The following is a 17,387-nucleotide window of genomic DNA, read 5'->3' as shown; positions in this document are numbered from 1 at the left end:
GCAGATTGTCTAAGCCAAAAGCCAAGAACGAAGGAGCGATCCCATGGCGATGGAAAAGACATTCGATGCGGCCGAGGCCGAGCAGCGGCTCTACGAGGCGTGGGAGCGCTCGGGCGCGTTCAAGGCGGGCGCGAATGCGGCCCCCGGCGCCGAGACGTTCAGCATCATGATCCCGCCGCCGAACGTCACCGGCAGCCTGCATATGGGGCACGCGTTCAACAACACGCTTCAGGATATCCTGGTGCGCTGGCACCGGATGCGGGGCTTTGACACGCTGTGGCAGCCCGGCACCGATCATGCCGGCATCGCCACGCAGATGGTGACCGAGCGCGACATGGCCGCCAATGACGAGCCGACGCGGGTCGAGATGGGCCGCGAGGCGTTCATTGATCGCGTCTGGCAGCAGAAGGTGAAATCGCGGGGCACCATCATCGGCCAGCTCAAGCGCCTTGGCGCCTCTGCCGACTGGTCGCGCGAGGCGTTTACCATGGGCGGCGCCGCGGGCGATCCCGAAAAGGGGCAGGGCCCGAATTTCCACGATGCGGTCATCAAGGTCTTTGTCGATATGTATGACAAGGGGCTGATCTATCGCGGCAAGCGTCTGGTCAACTGGGATCCGCATTTCGAGACGGCGATTTCCGATCTGGAGGTCGAGAATGTCGAGACCTCGGGCCATATGTGGCATTTCAAATATCCGCTCGCGAACGGCGCGACCTACGAGTATGTGGAGAAGGATGAGAACGGCGCGGTGATTTTCCGCGAGACGCGCGACTATATCTCCATCGCCACGACGCGGCCCGAAACCATGCTGGGCGATGGCGCGGTGGCGGTGCATCCGTCGGATGCGCGCTATGCCGCGATTGTCGGCAGCTTGTGCGAAATTCCCGTCGGACCGAAAGAGCATCGGCGCCTGATCCCGATCATCACAGATGAATATCCCGATCCCGCCTTCGGCTCGGGCGCGGTCAAGATCACCGGCGCGCATGATTTCAACGACTATGCCGTGGCGCGGCGCAATGGCATCCCCTGCTATCGGCTGATGGACACACGCGCGCAGATGCGCGAGGACGGCGCGCCCTATGCCGAGGCCGCCGCCATCGCGATGGCCGTCGCGCGCGGCGAGCGCACGCTGGACGAGGCCGAGGTAGATGCGATTAACCTGGTCCCCGACGATCTGCGCGGGCTGGACCGGCTGGAGGCCCGCAAGCGCGTGGTCGAGCAGATCACCGGCGAGGGGCTGGCCGTGATGGTGCCGGGCGATCCCGAGGAGTCGGGTGGCAATGTCTGCATGGACCCCGGCATGGTGCCGCTGGTCGAGGCCAAGCAGATCATGCAGCCTTTCGGCGACCGCTCGAAAGTGGTGATCGAGCCGATGCTGACCGATCAGTGGTTCGTCGATACCGCACAGATCGTGCAGCCCGCCATCGACGCCGTGCGCTCGGGCGAGGTGACGATCATGCCCGAGAGCGACCGCAAGGTGTACTTCCACTGGCTGGAGAATATCGAGCCGTGGTGCATCTCGCGACAGCTGTGGTGGGGGCACCAGATTCCGGTGTGGTATGGGCTCGATCTGGAGCGGGGCGCGTTCCGGGATGACGAGGGTGACGGCGCGCTCGACATGGTCGAGATGCAGCGCCTGCTGTGGGATCAATCGCTGGCGCCGGGCACGGACCGCTACCATGCGGCGCCTGATTTTGACGGGCTGGGCGCCAAGTTCGATGACGTGCTGGCCGGGCTGCCGACGCCGTTGAATCATGCGCGGCTGATCGAGGTCGCGGATCGCGGCGCGGCCATGCATGCGCTGGCCGAGAGCCTTGCCGAATATGTCGCGACGCAGGATCCCACACAGCTGGTCTATCCGGTCTGGCGCGATGCGGATGTTCTGGACACGTGGTTCTCGTCCGGCCTGTGGCCGATCGGCACGCTGGGCTGGCCCGAGGACACGCCGGAGCTGCAGAAGTACTTCCCGACATCGACGCTGATCACCGGCTTTGACATCATCTTTTTCTGGGTCGCCCGGATGATGATGATGCAATATGCCGTGGTCGGGCAAAAGCCGTTCAGCCATGTTTATGTCCATGCCCTTGTGCGCGACGAGAAGGGCAAGAAGATGTCCAAATCCTTGGGCAATGTTCTGGACCCGCTGGAATTGATCGACGAATACGGCACCGATGCCGTGCGCTTTACCCTGGCGGCGATGGCCGCGATGGGCCGCGATCTGAAGCTGTCGACGCAGCGTATCGCCGGGTATCGCAATTTCGGCACCAAGCTGTGGAACGCCGCGCGCTTTGCCGAGATGAACGGCGCAACGCCTGCCGCGCTGGGCAGCGATTATTCGCACGCGGCGCCGCCCGCCGCCACCGAGACGGTCAACAAGTGGATCATCGGCGAAACCGCGCGGGTGCGCGCCGAGGTGGACGCGGCGCTGGACGCGTATCGTTTCAACGATGCGGCCGGGGCGCTTTATGTGTTCGTCTGGGGCAAGGTCTGCGACTGGTATGTGGAATTCTCCAAGCCGCTGCTGACGGACGGCAGCGACGCGGTCAAGGCCGAAAGCCGCGCCACGATGGCGTGGGTGATCGATCAATGCCTGATCCTGCTGCATCCCATCATGCCCTTCATCACCGAAGAACTGTGGAGCAATCTGGGCGCGCGGCAAAAGATGCTGATTCACGCCGATTGGCCGGAATACGGCAGCGAGCTGATCGACGCCGGCGCCGACCGCGAGATGAACTGGGTCATCTCCCTGATCGAGGCGATCCGGAGTGCGCGCGCGCAGATGCATGTCCCTGCCGGTCTGCAGATTCCGCTGCTGGTGACGTCGCTAGATCCCGCGGGCGAGGCTGCGTGGAGCCGCAACGAGGCGATGATCAAGCGGCTGGCACGTATCGAGAGCCTTGAGCATGTCGATGCCTTTCCCAAGGGCTGCGCGACCGTCGCGGTGGAGGGCGGCACCTTTGGCCTTCCGCTGGCGGACATCATCGATGTGGAGGCGGAAAAGGCGCGTCTGGACAAGACGCTGGGCAAGCTGGAGAAAGAGATCGGCGGATTGAAGGGGCGCGTGAACAACCCCAAATTCGCGGCATCCGCGCCCGAGGAGGTCGTCGCCGAGGCGCGCGAGAACCTTGCCCTGCGCGAGGAAGAGGCCGAGACGCTGCGCGCCGCGCGCGCGCGTCTGGCCGAGCTGGGCTGACAGCGCCGCCTCCGGCGGGAGTATTTCGGCCAGGATGAAGCCGGGGGCGCGGCCTCAATCCTCACCCGTCTCCAGCGTCAGGGGGACGGGCCGGGTGCGCAGATCGTCGACGCGCAGGGCGTGTTCGGGCTTGGACAGGCGGTTGCGCACGACCCAGTGCAAACGCTCTTCGGCGCGGGTGATGGCGACATAGGCAAGGCGTTTCCACAGCGGCTGGCCCGCCTCGCTGCGGCCCATGCGGGCGGCGGCGTAAAGGTCGGGGGCGAAGACCTGCACATCCTTCCATTGGCTGCCCTGCGCCTTGTGGATGGTGACGGCAGCGCCGTGCAGAAACGTGGCGCCCATGTTGGCGGCGAAGGGGATGAACGGCTCTTCCTCGTCCGGCTTCTCGATCTTCACGATCGACGCGGCGCTCAGTTGCGGATCTTCGGCGCCCATCACGTGCAGGCGGGAAAAGCCGGGTTTGCGGCCCGGCCCGAGATAGATCACCTGCGCACCCTTGATCAGGCCGCGCGCCTCCAGATCCAGCCGCTTCTTGCGGTGTTTCAGCGGCAGCTCAATCCCGTCGCAGATCAGCGGCTCGCCCTCAAGAAGCGCATCGGGCGGCGCGCCGTGGACGTTGCGAAAGGCGTTTATCAGGCGGATGCGCGTGGCGTTGCGCCAGACCAGAACGGGGCTGCGCGCCATCAGATCGACCTCGACACGGCTCGCCCATTGCACGCGCTCGTCGCGCTTGGCGGCCTCTTCGATCATGCGCTCGAAATCGTGAAATTCCAGCGCCGGATCGGCCAGCGCGTGGGCCAGATCAAGGATCGGGTTGTCGGCGTCCTGCCGGTGGATGCGGTGCAATTCCAACTTGGAGCTGTCCGGCAGGCTCTCGAACGCCATGCTGCCATCGCCGCCCACCGGGGCAAGCTGTGCGGGATCGCCAAAGAGCAGCAGGGTGGGGAAGATCTCCTTGAGATCGTCCAGCTGGCGCGCGTCCAGCATGCTGGCCTCGTCGACGAAACCGATATCCAGCGGCTCGTCCCGGCGCTTCCAGCCGGTGATGAAATCGCTGCCCTTCAGCCCTGCGGCGGCCAGCGCGCCGGGAATGGACTTGTTCGTCTGGTAAAACGCATGGGCCCGGTCCAGCGCGGTTTCGGTCAGCGCCTCGATCTCGGGACGCTCGCCATTACCGGCCAGCCATTCGGCGATCTTCTCGTATTCCGGATCATAAACGGGGGTATAGAGGATCCGGTGGATCGTTGTCGCCGGAACGCCGCGCATGCGCAGGACCGACGCCGCCTTGTTCGTGGGCGCGAGGATGGCAAGCGTGCGGCGGTCGCGCCTTTTCTTCCCCTCGTAATCGCCCGAGACGATGTCGACGCCCGCCTCCTCCAGCGCGCGGTAAAGCGCGGCCAGAAGCAGCGTCTTGCCCGATCCGGCCTTGCCGATGACGGCCATGATGCTGTCCTTGCCCTCGCGCGGCGGTGTCGTGCTGCCGCCGTGCAGATCGACGCCGGCGGCCTGCAGGGCCTCGGCGATGCGGTCATGCGCTTCGGCCTGATCGGGCGAGTAGGTGAGGGCGGTTTCGGTCATGGCCGGACACTATAGGCGACGCCGCAGGGGTGCCAGCGAAAGACGCGCGCAGCGATGCCGAATGGTGGCCGCGGCGCCGGGTCAGATCGTCTGATCGTACGCGCCGACCGACGGCTCGGTGCGGATCACCGCGTCGATATCGGCGAATATGGCGCGCATTTCCGCCTCGCTCTCGCTGCTTTCGCAGACCACGACCAGATTGGGCGTGTTCGAGGAGGCGCGCACGAGGCCCCAACTGCCGTTGTCGAGGATCACCCGCGCGCCGTTGACCGTGACGATCTGCGCGATCTTGCGGCCCGCAAGCGGTTTGCCTGCCTCGTGATGCGCGACCAGCTTGGCGACCAGTCGGTCGAGCACATCGTATTTCTCAAGATCGGGGCATAAGGGCGACATGGTGGGCGTCGAGTATGTCACCGGCAGGGCGCGGCGCAGATCGGCCATGGATTTACCCGGGTGCCGGTCCATCAGCTTGCAGATTTCCACCGCCACGCGCAGGCCGCAATCATAGCCGCGCCCGATCGGTTCGGCCAGGAAGTAGTGGCCGGATTTCTCGAACCCCGCCAGCGCGCCCAGTTCCTTGACCCGGCGCTTCATGTGGCTGTGGCCGGTTTTCCAGTAATCGGCCTTGGCGCCGTGAGCCTGCAATTCGGGGTCCGACGCGAACAGCCCGGTCGATTTCACATCCGCCACAAAGGTGCTGCCGGGATGGAGGCGGGCGAAATCGCGGGCCATGATGACGCCCATCTTGTCGGCGAAAATCTCCTCGCCCTCGTTATCGACCACGCCGCAGCGGTCGCCGTCGCCGTCGAAGCCCAGCGCGAAATCGGCGCCGGAGGCGCGCACGGCATCGGCCATGTCGTGCAGCATTTCCATCGCTTCGGGGTTCGGGTTGTAGTGGGGGAAAGTGTAGTCCAGCGTGTTATGCGACGCGACCACCTCGACCCCCATGCGCGCGAACAGCTCGGGCGCGAAGGCCGACGCAGTGCCATTGCCGGTGGCGCAGACCACCTTGAGGGGGCGCGTCATGCGGAAATCGCCGACGAGATCGTCGAGATACGCCTCGCGCACACCGTCCACGAATTCGTATCCGCCGCCGGGGCGGGGCTGGCCGCGGCCTTCCAGCACGATGGATTTCAGCTCGCTCATCTCGTCCGGGCCGTGGGTCAGGGGCCGCTCGAACCCCATCTTGACGCCGGTCCAGCCGTTGGGATTGTGCGAGGCGGTGACCATCGCGACGGCAGGTGCATCCAGATGAAACTGCGCGAAATAGGCCATCGGGCTGAGCGCAGGGCCGATATCCAGCACCTTGATCCCGGCCTGCATCAGGCCCAGCATCAGCGCGTTCTTGATCGTCAGCGAATAGTCGCGGTAATCGTTGCCGACCGCGATCACCGGGTCGATCCCGCGCGCGATCATCTGCGTGCCAAGGCCGAGGCCAAGCGCCGTCATGCCGGGCAGGTTGATCTCCTCGGGGTATTTCCAGCGCGCGTCATATTCGCGAAACCCAGTGGGCGCGATCATCGGATCGCGCAGGAATTCCCAAGTATTCGGCGTCACGGTAGGGGCGGGTTTCATCACGGCGTAAATCTCACTTGTTCGAAAGGCGCATGTTGCCCGGACGCCTCGGCGCACCCGGATAAGAAACGGATCGTTGACCGACGCGATGCCAGATCGCGCCCGTAAATTCAATTCACGATGACACCTGTTCGCGCAGGATCGACGCGGTCAGCGAAATCATCAGGTAAATCCCGGCAAAGACCAGAAACGCCAGAATCGTGTTTTCGAACGCCCGGGGATAGGAGGCATCCTGCGAGGCAAGCGGCTTCACGCTGACGGTCAGATAACGCACCTGCTTGTTGGCCTCGCTCGTGCTCATCCTCTGCGCCTCAAGCGCGGCCTGAAGCACCATGTCGGCGGTCAGCAGATCGGCCTGCGCCATCTGGATATCGGCCGTCTGGGAGGCGAGCGAGGCGGATTCTTCGGTCGCGTCCGTCAGGCGGGCGCGCTGCTTGCTCAGCTCGCGTTGCAGCACGCCTATTTCGCTGGTCAGCGCCTCGACCCTGGCACTGTTGGGCCTTGCGTTGTTCATCTGCGTGTTCAGCGCCAGCTGCTTTTCCTGCAACTGCAATTCGACATTGCCGATCAGCGAGCGGATGTTGGCAATCTCGCCCTCAGGGTCCAGGACGCTGCCCTCCTGCATGGCGACCAGCTGGCGCTGCGCCTCGCGGCGCTCTTCCTTGGCCTGCTCAAGGCTGGCGGTCGAGGATTCCACGGCATCCTCGCGCTTGCGGCGGGACAGCTCGTCAACGCGCTCTTCGGCATAGTTGATCAGCTTGCGCGAGAATTCGGCGCTGACCTCGGGATCGGCGGTGGAGACCTCCATGCGCAGCACGCCTTCGGTCGGATCATAGCCGATCTTCATGTATTTCTTGTAAAGTTTATACGCTTCCTCATTGCTGGCATCCGCGTCCAGACGCTGGATCGGGTCGATCCATGGCTGGCTGAAATGCTCGCGAAAGCCGACATCGCGATCAAGACGCAGCATCGCGTCCTTGGACATCAGGTAGGATTGCGTCGCGATCGCGTCCTGGCCGGTGGCGAACTGGCTGGGCAGTTTGAAGCCGCCCATCCCGCCGGCCCCGCCGCCATCGGCGGACAGGATCAGGAATTCGGACTTGGTCGAATACATCGGCGTTGCGACGTTGTAATAATAGTATCCGGCCAGCACCGTGGGCAGAAAGACGAACGCCGCCAGCCGCGTGAAGAGCAGCAGCAGCTTGCGCCGGCGCCGGCGGCCGATATCGCGCTGGATGCGCATGATTTCCTCGCCGCGCCTGTCGGCTGGGCTGAGATGCGTGGAGGGCAACATGGTCTGCGCGGGGACCGTCTGCGGCAGTTGCACGCGCTGCGCGTCCACGTCGCGGCCCTTGGCAGGAACCATGTCACCGTCGCCCGGCTGCTCATCGTCGGCGACCAGTTGCAGGATGGACGACCGCTGGAACGGATCGATCCCCTTGGCGCGCAACAGGCGTATGGCGTCGAAATCCGATGTCGGTGCCAGCCCGTGCTTTTGCGCCACGCGCCGCGCCATGCGCAGCTGCCTGCCGGTCAGCCCCTCGCGGCGTATGTCGTCGATGCTCTGCGATACGCTCATTTCGCGCGCGCTGCTGACATCGCCGCTGCGCGCGGCGTCCTGCGACGTGCCCTCGGGCCGCTCGCCGGGTGCGTGCGCGTCGTCTGCGCCTTGCTGCCCTGTGGCCTGATGCACGATGTCGGCGCTGCGGCGAATGCGAAATTTTCTAGCCTTGGGTTTCGTAGTCATAAAGCTGTTTTGCCTCTTCCAAGGTGTCGAACATATAGAGCTGCCCGCCCATCAGCACAGCGGCGGAGGTTGCGAATTTCTCCAGCGTGGCGGGTGAGTGGGACACGATCACGACCGTCGTCGTCTCCAGCCGCTCGCGCAGGATCTCGCCCGCCTTGCGGTTGAATTCCACATCGGTCGAGCTGGGCATGCCTTCGTCGATCAGGTATATATCGAAATCCAGCGCCAGCATCAGCGAAAAGGTGAAGCGCGATTTCATACCGGCGCTGTAGGTGCCCAGCGGCTGATCGAAATACTCGCCCAGATTGCACATCCAGCGGCAGAACGCCTCGACATAGTCGGGATCCAGGCCATAGAGCCGCGCGATGTAGCGGCTGTTCTCCATCGCGGAAATCTTGGTGATGACCCCGCCCATGAAGCCCAGCGGAAAGCTGATGCGGCAGCCGCGCCTGATTTCGCCCTCGTCGGGTTTCTCCAGCCCGGCCATCATGTTGATCAGCGTCGTCTTTCCCGTGCCGTTCGGCGCAAGAATGCCGATGGAGCGGCCCAGCTCGACGCGAAAGCTGACCTTCTCAAGGATCACCTTGCGCTGTGTGCCGGTCCAGAAGGACTTGCTGACATTGTCGAATTCGAGCATGCGCTCTCCGAAAACCGCGAAATGCCCGCTTGGTCTGGGGCGCTGGGGCCGCACCCGGCCCGCAGTGATTCCCCTTTATGGAGGATGGCGCCAACTATATACAGGGATTCAAGGCAGAAATGTGCCGCGCGGCGGTAAAAACCCGCCCTGATATCGTGGCTTTTAGCTGATATGGAAACAGTTCACCGTCACGCCACTGCCTGCCATGCCAGCCCGGCCAGAACCGCGCCGATCATCGCAAGGCCGATATAGGCCGCAAAGATGCGCGGCTTGACCAGCGCCCAGACGGCAATCGCGGCCGGAATGCAGCTGACCCCGCCGGCCAGGACAAAACTCATGGCGGCGCCCTGGCTCATCCCCTGCGCCAGCAGCGCGTCGACCATCGGCACGGCGGCATAGCCGTTCAGGTAGGCCGGCGCGCCGACGAGGGCGCCCAAAAGGATCGGCGTGACGCCGGTGCCGCCGAGCGCGCCCGCGACCGCCTCGGCCGGGATGTGGCGCAGCATCAGTGCCTCGATCAGGTAGGCAAGGCTCAGCCATTTCAGCAGGAACATCGCGTTGGTGGCCGCCACCTGCCCGAAGGTTTCGCGCCGGTCGGCATGTTGCCAGAATTTCCAGACGGGCGCGCCCTCGTAGGGTTTCTTGCTGCTGCAGCAGCCGCCGCACGACGCGGGGTTGGAGCGAAGCGGATCGGCAAAGAGCGGGCTGCGCGACAGGGCCATCACCGCAAATCCGCCCATCAGGCCAAGGCCCAGCGCCGCCAGCGTCTTGGCCAGCGCAAACTCCCATCCCAGCGCGGCGCTGGTGATCGCGAACATCGCCGGATCCATCAGGGGCGAGGCCAGCCAGAACGCCATGACCGCCGCCAGAGGCGCGCCGAGGGCCAGCATCGCGGCGATGAAGGGGATCACCTCGCAACTGCAAAAGGGCGCGATGCCGCCGACCAGCGCGGCGAGGAAGATCATGCGCACCCGGCCGCCCTGAAACGCCTTGGCAACCAGCCGCTCGGCCCCCGACGCGCGCAAGTAAGCGACGGCAAGGACCGCGAAGGCGATGAAGGGCGCGGTGTGCCACATCGCTCCGATGGTGAAGATGACGGTGTTCCAGAACTCCCCCGGCTCGAAGATCGCCACGAGCGCGAGGATGATCGCCAGCGCCGCCCATGCGCGGTCGATCCGGCGCCTGGGGCCGTGGGTATGTGCCGCTGTTTCAGCCATGATCGTGCTCCTCGCAGGGGGCGATGCTGTCGGCGCAGCATTCGCGCAGCAGGAATTCGGAAAGGGTGCGCAATTCGTCATAGGCGACGGCCGCGCAAATGATGCTGCGCCCGCGCCGTTCCTGCCGCACAAGGCCCGCCATCGCGAGGATCTTCATGTGATGCGTCAGGGTGGAGCCGGCAACGCCGCTGCGCGCGCCCAACTCGCCAATGCTCAGCCCTTCGGGACCGGCGCGCACAAGCGCGCGCAACACGCCAAGGCGCTGTTCGCTGCCCAAGGCGGCAAAGGCCGAGGCGGTGATCGCCAGATCGGCGTCGGGGAGGGGGGACTGTTCCATGATTCTCGAAATATCGAACTTGGCGCGATCCCGCAACCATATTTCTAAAATCATCGAAATATGGCGCTCCGCTTGGATTTCCCCGCGCGGCGGCATATCTGCGAGCCATGCCCGACCTTCCCAAGCAGATCACCCGTTGCCGCCTCTGCGCCGACCGCTTTGCGGCGACGGCGACGGCGCATCGCCCGCGTCCGGTGGCGTGGTTCGCGCCCGGCGCGCGGATGCTGGTCGCGGGGCAGGCGCCGGGGGCGCGGGTGCATGCATCGGGCGTGCCGTTCGACGATGCCTCGGGCGACCGGCTGCGCGATTGGCTGGGGCTGGACCGGGCGGCGTTCTACGACCGCTCCCGCGTGGCGATCGTGCCGATGGCGTTCTGCTTTCCGGGCTATGACGCCAAGGGCAGCGATCTGCCCCCGCCCGCCATCTGCCGCCAGACATGGCATGACGCGGTGATGGCCGAGCTTGCCCCGATCCGCCTGCGCGTGTTGGTGGGCGCGCACGCGCACCGCTATCACCTGGGCGCGCGCGGCAGCGTGGCGCAGATTGTGGCGAACTGGCGCGCCCATGCGCCCGAGGTTTTCGCCTTGCCGCATCCGTCATGGCGCAATACCGCTTGGATCAAGAAAAATCCGTGGTTCGAGGCCGAGGTTCTGCCCGCCTTGCGTGCCCGCGTGCAGGAGGTGATGAGCGATGGCTAAGACGGAACTGGACCGCGCTCACGCGGCGATGGAGGCCGGGGACGGCGCGGAGCGGCTGGGATTTTACCACGCGCTCGCCGATTGCCAGCTGTTCGTGCTGCTGACCGAGGAGGCGCGGGGCGACGACATCTCGCCGCAGACCTATGATCTGGAAGGGGTCGCGCATGCGCTGGCCTTCGATACCGAAGCGCGGCTGGCCGAATTCACTGGCGCCATCGCGCCCTATGCTGCGCTGCCGGGGCGCACTCTGGCGGCGATGCTGGCGGGGGCGGGGGCGGGGCTGGCGCTGAACCTTGGGGTTGCGCCCTCGGCGATCCTTTTACCGCCCGAGGCGCTGATCTGGCTGGACCGGACGCTGGGGCAGGGCGGCGGCGCCGAGGGCGGCGCGCGACCCGAGGCGCTGACCGCGCCGCAAGGCGTGCCGCAAGCGGTGCTGAGCGCGCTCGATGCCAAGCTGGCCCGCGCGGCCGGGTTGGCGAGCCATGCATGCCTGACCGGCGCGCGCTATGCGGGCGGCGGGGCGGGGCATCTGCTGATTTTCATCGGCGCGGCGGCGGGGGCGGAGACGGTGCTGACCCGCGCGGTGTCCGAGGCGCTGACATTCTCCGGTGTCGAGGCCGGCACGCTCGACGTCGCCTTTGCCGGGACGGGCAGCGCATTGGCCGAGCGGGCGGAGCGCGTCGGATTGCGGTTTGACCTGCCGAAACCCGAGACGCCCGCGCGAAGGGCGGCGCCGGGATCCGATCCATCGAAGCCCCCGAAACTGAAATAGTTCGACGGACCGGCTGAGACGTGCCGGGGCGCGGCCTTAGTATCCCAGATCGCGGTCCACCAGATGCAGCAGCGGCTCGCCCGCCTCGCTGCGGCGGATGTTCTCGGCGATGACCTCGCTCGCCGTATCCTCGCGCGTCTCGGACGCGACATGCGGCGTGACCGTGACCGAAGGATGCGCCCAGTAGGGATGCTCGGGCGGCAGCGGCTCTACCCGGAACACATCCAGAGTGGCATGCGCGATATGCCCGCTGTCCAGCGCCTCCAGCAGCGCCTGATCGTCGATCAGCGGGCCGCGGCCGGGATTCACGATGAAAGCGCCTTCCGGCATGAGGGCCAGCTTTTGCGCGTTCAGCAGGTTCTCGGTCTCCGGCGTCTTGGGCAGCAGCAGCACAAGGATCTGCGCCGTGCCAAGCGCCTGGCGCAGCCCGCTTTCGCCGTTCAGGCAGCGCACGCCGGGCACGTCCTTGGCCGAGCGGCTCCAGCCCGTCACGTCAAAGCCGAGCGCGACCAGCGCCTCGGCGCACGCCGTGCCAAGCGCGCCGAGCCCGAGGATCGTGACGGGACGGTCCTGCGCCAGAGGCGGATTGACCTTGCGCCAGACGCCGTCCTGCCCGTGAATATGCGTGTCCATCCCCAGATGATGGCGCAGCACATGGCCGGTGACCCATTCCACCATGCCTTGCGTCAATCCATGATCGACCATCCGCGCCAGCGGCTGCGTCAGGGTGGGGTTGCTCACGACATCCTCGACCCCGGCCCAGAGGTTCAGCACCGCCTTGCAGCGCGTATAGGGCGAGAAATCCTGCACCGGCCCGTTCGGGGCCAGGACGATGTAATCCACCTCCTGCGGCGCGATATCGGTGGACAGGTTGAAATCCGTGACACCCGCCGCGTTCAGCGCCGCGGTCAGGGGCCGCTCGTATTGGGGCCAGCGCGCTTCGAGGGCGGCGAACAGGATATTGATGGTCATGGATCTACCTTGGCTTGTGGACATGTGCGCTTTGGACCATGCCGAAACCCAGCAGCAGGATCAACATGGCAGAGCCGCCATAACTGACCAGCGGCAGCGGCACACCCACGACAGGCGCAAGCCCCATCACCATCGACATGTTGACCGCGAAGAACAGGAAAAACGTCGCCGCGATCCCCAGCGTCAGCAGCGACGAGAAACGGTCGCGGTTCGTCATCGCGGTGCTGATGCAGAACACGATGATCAGCGCATAAAGACCCAGAAGGGAGATCGCGCCGATAAAGCCGAATTCCTCGGCCAGCGTGGTAAAGATGAAGTCGGTATGCTTTTCCGGCAGGAAGTTCAGCCGCGACTGCGTGCCCTGCATGAACCCGCGCCCCGTCCAGCCGCCCGAGCCCAGCGCGATCTTGGACTGCGTGATGTGATAGCCCGCGCCCAAGGGATCCTGGGAGGGGTCCAGAAAGGTATCGATGCGGCGAAACTGGTAGTCGGCCAGCAATTGCCAATCGGTCCCGCGGCTTTTGAGGACGGTCGTCACAAGGCCGATACCGGCCGCGATGACCGCCGCGAAATAGGCCCAATGGACCCCGGCCAGAAACATCATGCCACCGCCGGCCGTGATCAGCAGGATCGACGTGCCCAGATCGGGCTGCGTCAGCACCAGATAGACCGGGATCAGGATCAGCACGACGGGCAGCAGCACCCATAGCGGGCGGGAGGTCTTGTGCAGCGGCAGCCAGTCGTAATAGGCCGCCAGCGCCATCACCAGCGTGATCTTCATCAGCTCGGACGGCTGCAGCCGCAACACGCCCAGATCGATCCAGCGCTGCGCGCCCATGCCGATACTGCCGAACATCTCGACCGCAACCAGAAGCGCCAGCGACACCGCATATGCCAGACCGGCAATGTTGCGCCAGAACCAGATCGGCACCATCGCCGCCGCCAGCATCAGCGCGAAACCGACGCCAAAGCGTTTCATCTGCGGGTCCATCCACGGCTCGGCCGAGCCGCCGGCGACGGAATAGAGCATCAGGAACCCCACGCAGGCCACCGCCGCGAGCAGCAGCGCCAGCGGCCAGTTGACATAGAGGATCTTGCGCAGGCCCGTGGGAACGCTCTTGACCGAATATTCCAGATAGCTCATGCGCGGTCGCTCGGCTTGGGGCCGTATTGGGGGCGGGCATTGCGCAGGCGCTCTTGCTGGGTGCGGATGCGGCCCTGATCCGCGGCCGGATACGCCTCCAGCGGCGGGTCGCCCTTGTAGAGCGCCTGAAGCGTCACGTCGCGCGCGATGGGGGCCGCCACGGACGAGCCGCCGCCGCCATGTTCGACCACGACCGCCACGGCAACGCGCGGATTGCTCGCCGGGGCATAATTCACGAACAGCGCGTGATCGCGCCGCTCCCAGGGCAGGTCCTCGTTGCGGCGCACGCCCTGGGCGCGTTCGGCGGCGGTGATGTTGCGCACCTGGCTGGTGCCGGTCTTGCCGGCCATTTCCATGCCCTCGGCGACAATGCGGCTGCGGTAGGCGGTGCCGCGCTTGTTGTTGGACACGTCATACATGGCGCGCCGGATGTTGCGCAGGTTGTTCTGGTTCAGGCCCAGATCCTCGCCATGGCCGGTGGGCGCCTCGACGCCGTCGATCGATTTGATCAGGCGCGGCGTTACCGCGCGCCCCGTGGCGATGCGCGCGGTCATCACCGCCAGTTGCAGCGGCGAGGTCAGCACGAAGCCCTGCCCGATGGACGAGTTCACGCTATCGCCGATCACCCATTCGGCCCCGCGCGCGGCGCGTTTCCATTCCTTGGTGGGAATCAGGCCGTCGGCGACGCTGGTCATCGGCAGATCATGCGTCACCCCAAGCCCGAGCCGACGCGCCATGTCGCTGATCCGCTCGATCCCCACGCGCAGCGCCATGTCATAGAAATAGACATCACAGCTTTCGCGCAGGGCGCGGTAGAGGTCGACATTACCATGCCCGGCCCGTTTCCAGCAGTGGAAGCGTCGCCCGGCCACTTCCAGGTGGCCGGGGCAATAAACGGTGTCATCCGCCGTCGCCTGTCCGTCCTCCAGCGCGGCCAGCGCCGTCACCATCTTGAAGGTCGAGCCGGGCGGATAGACGCCCTGCACGGCCTTGTTGGGCAGCGGGCGATACTTGTTGTCCAGAAGCGCCTTGTAATCGGCCACGGAAATGCCGCGCACGAACAGGTTGCTGTCAAAACCCGGGGTCGAGACGGTCGCCAGGATATCGCCCGTCTCGCAATCCATCACGACGACAGCGGCGCTTTCGCCCTCCAGCCGCGCGTGGATATAGGATTGCAGGTTGCTGTCGGTGGTGATCTGGATGTCCTTGCCGGCCACACCCTCGCGGCGGTCCAGCTCGCGCATGACACGGCCGGCGGCGTTCTGCTCGATCCGCTTGGTGCCGGCCGTGCCGCGCAGCATGTCCTCGCGCCGGGCCTCAAGCCCGATCTTGCCGATCTGAAAGCGGGGGATCAGCAAAAGCTGGTCGGGCGCGTCGATCTGTTCCAGGTCGCGGTCGCTGACCGGGCCGACATAGCCCAGCACATGCGCGTATTCCTGATCCATCGGATAGCGGCGCGACAGGCCCACTTCGGGGCGCACGCCGGGCAGGGCAGGGGCGTTGACGGCCACGCGGCTGAGCTCTTCCCAGCTGATGCGGTCGGCGATGGTGACGGGATGGATGCGCGAGCGGCGCATTTCCTCGCGCGCGCGCTCCAGCTCTTCGGGGTCGAGCGTGATGAGCTTTCCCAGGCGCGCGATCGTATCCTCGACATCGCCGGCCTCCTCGCGCTCCAGAATGATGCGATAGCTGGGCACGTTCTCGGCCACGACCAGACCGTTGCGGTCAAAGATCTGGCCGCGCGCGGGGGGGATCAGCCGGATCTTGATGCGGTTTTCCTCGGCCAGCAGGCGGAACTGGTCGGCCTGATCGACCTGAAGATGCCGCATCCGCCACGCCAGAAGCCCCAGGAACCCCGCCTGACCCGCGCCCAGCAGCAGGCCGCGCCGGGTGATGCGCTTCTGGCTGAGCGCGGAATCGCGCGATGCCCGTTTCATGTGCCGAACCTCCTGCCGCCGCTGACCGATTCGCCCGGTCTGGCCTTGCGTACGCCAGTGATCATCGCCGAAGCCAGGACCACCAGCGGATAACATAATGCCGTCATCGCCATTTGCATCAGGCTAAGCGCCAGCGGCGCCTGCGGCACCATCAAAACGGCGAGGGTCAGCCGATAGCCGATGACGATGGCCCCGATCATGACCGCCACGGTGATCCATTCGGCGCCAAAGCCCCGGTCGCGCAGACCCGGCGCGCGCGCCTTCAGCGCCTCGCAGCCCAGCACGACCAGCGCGGCCCAGAGGCCGGGGGGCCGCTGAAACATCAGGTCCGCCAAGAGGACCAGAAGCGCGATCAGCAGCGCGGGCGCATAGGCCGGGCGCCGCAGCACCCAGGCAAAGCTGAGCGCGGTGATCAGGTCCGGCCCCGCCCATCCGCGCGGAACGGTGCTGAGCGGCAGGATGCGCCAGAAGATAACCATCAGGCACAGCGCCGCAAAAACCGCGCGCATCGCCCAGATATGCAGCCGCGAGCGATCAGCCATCGACGGGCTCGCCCGGCTCGGGCGCCTCCGGCGGACCGGCGCTTGCCTCCGGCCGGACCTCCGCGGGCGGCGCGGGCGGGCCGCCGGGCGCGATCAGATCGCCGGGCGTGTCGATGCGCGGGCTGGCATGATCGCGCAGCACGCGCAGGAACTCCAGCCGCTCGTAATCGGCCGCAAGGCGCAGGCGCAGGCGCCCGCCGGGATCGGCGGCAACGCGCCCCACCAGCAGGCCGGCGGGAAACACCCCGCCATCGCCCGAGGTGATCACGCGGTCGCCGGGCCGCACCTTGCCTGCGTCCTCCAGGAAATCGATGGGGGGCGCGACGGTGTTGTCGCCGAGGATCAGCGCCCGCTGGCCCGAGGGTTGAACGGTGACAGGGATGCGGCTGGATGTATCGGTCAGCAGGATCACGCGCGCCGAATTGTTGCCGACGCCCGAAATCCGCCCCACAAGGCCCAGCCCGTCCATCGCCGCCCAGCCATCGACGATGCCGTCGCGCGCGCCGACGTTCAGCAACACCGACTGGCGAAAGGGCGAGCCGGAATCAGCGCTGACAACGCCGGTCACATAGGTCAGGCGCGGATCCAGCCGCACGTTGTTTAGATCCAGCAGGCGCGCGTTTTCCTGCTCCAGTTGCAGCGCGGCCTCTTTCCAGGATTGCATGCGCTGCAATTCGCGGCGCAGCTCCTGATTTTGCTGGTAAATGCGCTGGTAACTTTGGAAATCGCGGAACAGGTTCACGGTGCCGGTCACGGGCGCCATCGCCCAGTCCAGATTTGGTACGACCTTGTCGATCACGGCGGCGCGGAACCGTTCGACCCGCGGGCTGTCGATGCGCCACAGCAGGAACAGCCCCAGAAGGCAGACGATCAGGACACCCAGCAAAAGCCGCTTGAGCGGGCCGGCATAGTCTTCGGTCTGTTTGCGGTCCTTCGCCAAATGGAGCTTCCCTTGGAAAGGGGTGGATGGGGCGGCACCATAGCGGCGCACTGCGCGCCGCGCATGTCACATTTGCGCGCGGACGCCGCAATTGC

General features: G+C 65.9%; 14 protein-coding genes. 3 read left to right on the top strand and 11 right to left on the bottom strand.

Translation table 11 applies throughout. From position 1 onward, the window contains the following. Positions 1-43 precede the first annotated feature (43 nt). Positions 44-3,193 carry a valine--tRNA ligase gene (locus DC366_RS14425; protein WP_108692939.1) on the top strand — a complete coding sequence of 1,050 codons (3,150 nt, stop codon included), beginning with the start codon at positions 44-46 and terminating at the stop codon, positions 3,191-3,193. A gap of 54 nt (positions 3,194-3,247) precedes the next feature. Here the strand turns inward: DC366_RS14425 and DC366_RS14420 are convergent, their stop codons facing one another. The 6 genes from DC366_RS14420 to DC366_RS14395 form a co-directional block, all read right to left on the bottom strand. Then, complete coding sequence (locus tag DC366_RS14420) at positions 3,248-4,774, bottom strand: ATP-dependent DNA helicase (protein WP_108692938.1); 1,527 nt, start codon at positions 4,772-4,774, stop codon at positions 3,248-3,250. 81 nt (positions 4,775-4,855) lie between these two features. Then, complete coding sequence (locus DC366_RS14415; RefSeq protein ID WP_108692937.1) at positions 4,856-6,349, bottom strand: phosphomannomutase/phosphoglucomutase; 1,494 nt, start codon at positions 6,347-6,349, stop codon at positions 4,856-4,858. 115 nt (positions 6,350-6,464) lie between these two features. After that, the gene (locus DC366_RS14410) at positions 6,465-8,096 is read right to left on the bottom strand and encodes a KpsE/RkpR family capsule polysaccharide export protein (protein WP_108692936.1); all 1,632 of its coding nucleotides are present in this window, start codon (positions 8,094-8,096) and stop codon (positions 6,465-6,467) included. Further along, on the bottom strand, positions 8,074-8,733 hold the full coding sequence (locus DC366_RS14405) for an ABC transporter ATP-binding protein (protein ID WP_108692935.1): 660 nt from the start codon (positions 8,731-8,733) through the stop codon (positions 8,074-8,076). Before DC366_RS14405 ends, DC366_RS14410 begins: the two co-directional genes overlap by 23 nt. Before the next feature lie 188 nt (positions 8,734-8,921). Continuing rightward, on the bottom strand, positions 8,922-9,950 hold the full coding sequence (locus tag DC366_RS14400; protein WP_108692934.1) for a permease: 1,029 nt from the start codon (positions 9,948-9,950) through the stop codon (positions 8,922-8,924). Continuing rightward, positions 9,943-10,287, bottom strand: a complete 345-nt coding sequence (locus DC366_RS14395; RefSeq protein WP_108692994.1) for an ArsR/SmtB family transcription factor — start codon at positions 10,285-10,287, stop codon at positions 9,943-9,945. Before DC366_RS14395 ends, DC366_RS14400 begins: the two co-directional genes overlap by 8 nt. Positions 10,288-10,394: 107 nt before the next feature. Here DC366_RS14395 and DC366_RS14390 point away from each other — a divergent pair, with 107 nt between their 5' ends. Together DC366_RS14390 and DC366_RS14385 are read left to right on the top strand one after the other, a co-directional pair. Beyond that, positions 10,395-10,985, top strand: coding sequence for a uracil-DNA glycosylase family protein (locus tag DC366_RS14390; protein WP_108692933.1), 591 nt, complete (start codon positions 10,395-10,397; stop codon positions 10,983-10,985). Continuing rightward, complete coding sequence (locus DC366_RS14385; protein ID WP_108692932.1) at positions 10,978-11,757, top strand: SseB family protein; 780 nt, start codon at positions 10,978-10,980, stop codon at positions 11,755-11,757. Before DC366_RS14390 ends, DC366_RS14385 begins: the two co-directional genes overlap by 8 nt. 36 nt (positions 11,758-11,793) lie before the next feature. On the opposite strand, the gene DC366_RS14380 is transcribed toward DC366_RS14385, so the two are convergent. The 5 genes from DC366_RS14380 to mreC are packed head-to-tail and all read right to left on the bottom strand — an operon-like array spanning position 11,794 to position 17,292. Further along, entirely contained in the window at positions 11,794-12,729 is a 936-nt protein-coding gene (locus DC366_RS14380) for a 2-hydroxyacid dehydrogenase (RefSeq protein ID WP_108692931.1), read from the bottom strand. Positions 12,730-12,733: 4 nt separating this feature from the next. Next, a complete protein-coding gene (gene rodA, locus DC366_RS14375) occupies positions 12,734-13,873 on the bottom strand; it encodes a rod shape-determining protein RodA (protein ID WP_108692930.1) in 1,140 nt (379 codons plus the stop codon). Beyond that, positions 13,870-15,810, bottom strand: coding sequence for a penicillin-binding protein 2 (gene mrdA, locus DC366_RS14370; protein WP_108692929.1), 1,941 nt, complete (start codon positions 15,808-15,810; stop codon positions 13,870-13,872). The genes rodA and mrdA overlap by 4 nt, the downstream gene beginning before the upstream one ends. After that, positions 15,807-16,352, bottom strand: coding sequence for a rod shape-determining protein MreD (locus DC366_RS14365; RefSeq protein WP_108692928.1), 546 nt, complete (start codon positions 16,350-16,352; stop codon positions 15,807-15,809). The genes mrdA and DC366_RS14365 overlap by 4 nt, the downstream gene beginning before the upstream one ends. Further along, positions 16,345-17,292, bottom strand: coding sequence for a rod shape-determining protein MreC (gene mreC / locus DC366_RS14360; RefSeq protein WP_108692927.1), 948 nt, complete (start codon positions 17,290-17,292; stop codon positions 16,345-16,347). The genes DC366_RS14365 and mreC overlap by 8 nt, the downstream gene beginning before the upstream one ends. Positions 17,293-17,387 lie beyond the last annotated feature (95 nt).

Source organism: Pelagivirga sediminicola (assembly GCF_003072125.1).
Lineage (GTDB): Bacteria > Pseudomonadota > Alphaproteobacteria > Rhodobacterales > Rhodobacteraceae > Roseovarius > Roseovarius sediminicola.
Note: the sequence above shows the minus strand (reverse complement) of the source record. Positions and strands in the feature narration are given on the sequence as shown.

Excerpts from the sequence above, each read along its gene's own strand:
- DC366_RS14400 (WP_108692934.1), bottom strand. The coding sequence starts at position 9,950 with ATGGCTGAAACAGCGGCACATACCCACGGCCCCAGGCGCCGGATCGAC.
- DC366_RS14425 (WP_108692939.1), top strand. The coding sequence starts at position 44 with ATGGCGATGGAAAAGACATTCGATGCGGCCGAGGCCGAGCAGCGGCTC.
- DC366_RS14395 (WP_108692994.1), bottom strand. The coding sequence starts at position 10,287 with ATGGAACAGTCCCCCCTCCCCGACGCCGATCTGGCGATCACCGCCTCG.
- DC366_RS14365 (WP_108692928.1), bottom strand. The coding sequence starts at position 16,352 with ATGGCTGATCGCTCGCGGCTGCATATCTGGGCGATGCGCGCGGTTTTT.
- DC366_RS14405 (WP_108692935.1), bottom strand. The coding sequence starts at position 8,733 with ATGCTCGAATTCGACAATGTCAGCAAGTCCTTCTGGACCGGCACACAG.
- DC366_RS14390 (WP_108692933.1), top strand. The coding sequence starts at position 10,395 with ATGCCCGACCTTCCCAAGCAGATCACCCGTTGCCGCCTCTGCGCCGAC.
- mrdA (WP_108692929.1), bottom strand. The coding sequence starts at position 15,810 with ATGAAACGGGCATCGCGCGATTCCGCGCTCAGCCAGAAGCGCATCACC.
- DC366_RS14420 (WP_108692938.1), bottom strand. The coding sequence starts at position 4,774 with ATGACCGAAACCGCCCTCACCTACTCGCCCGATCAGGCCGAAGCGCAT.
- DC366_RS14415 (WP_108692937.1), bottom strand. The coding sequence starts at position 6,349 with ATGAAACCCGCCCCTACCGTGACGCCGAATACTTGGGAATTCCTGCGC.
- DC366_RS14380 (WP_108692931.1), bottom strand. The coding sequence starts at position 12,729 with ATGACCATCAATATCCTGTTCGCCGCCCTCGAAGCGCGCTGGCCCCAA.
- DC366_RS14385 (WP_108692932.1), top strand. The coding sequence starts at position 10,978 with ATGGCTAAGACGGAACTGGACCGCGCTCACGCGGCGATGGAGGCCGGG.
- DC366_RS14410 (WP_108692936.1), bottom strand. The coding sequence starts at position 8,096 with ATGACTACGAAACCCAAGGCTAGAAAATTTCGCATTCGCCGCAGCGCC.
- rodA (WP_108692930.1), bottom strand. The coding sequence starts at position 13,873 with ATGAGCTATCTGGAATATTCGGTCAAGAGCGTTCCCACGGGCCTGCGC.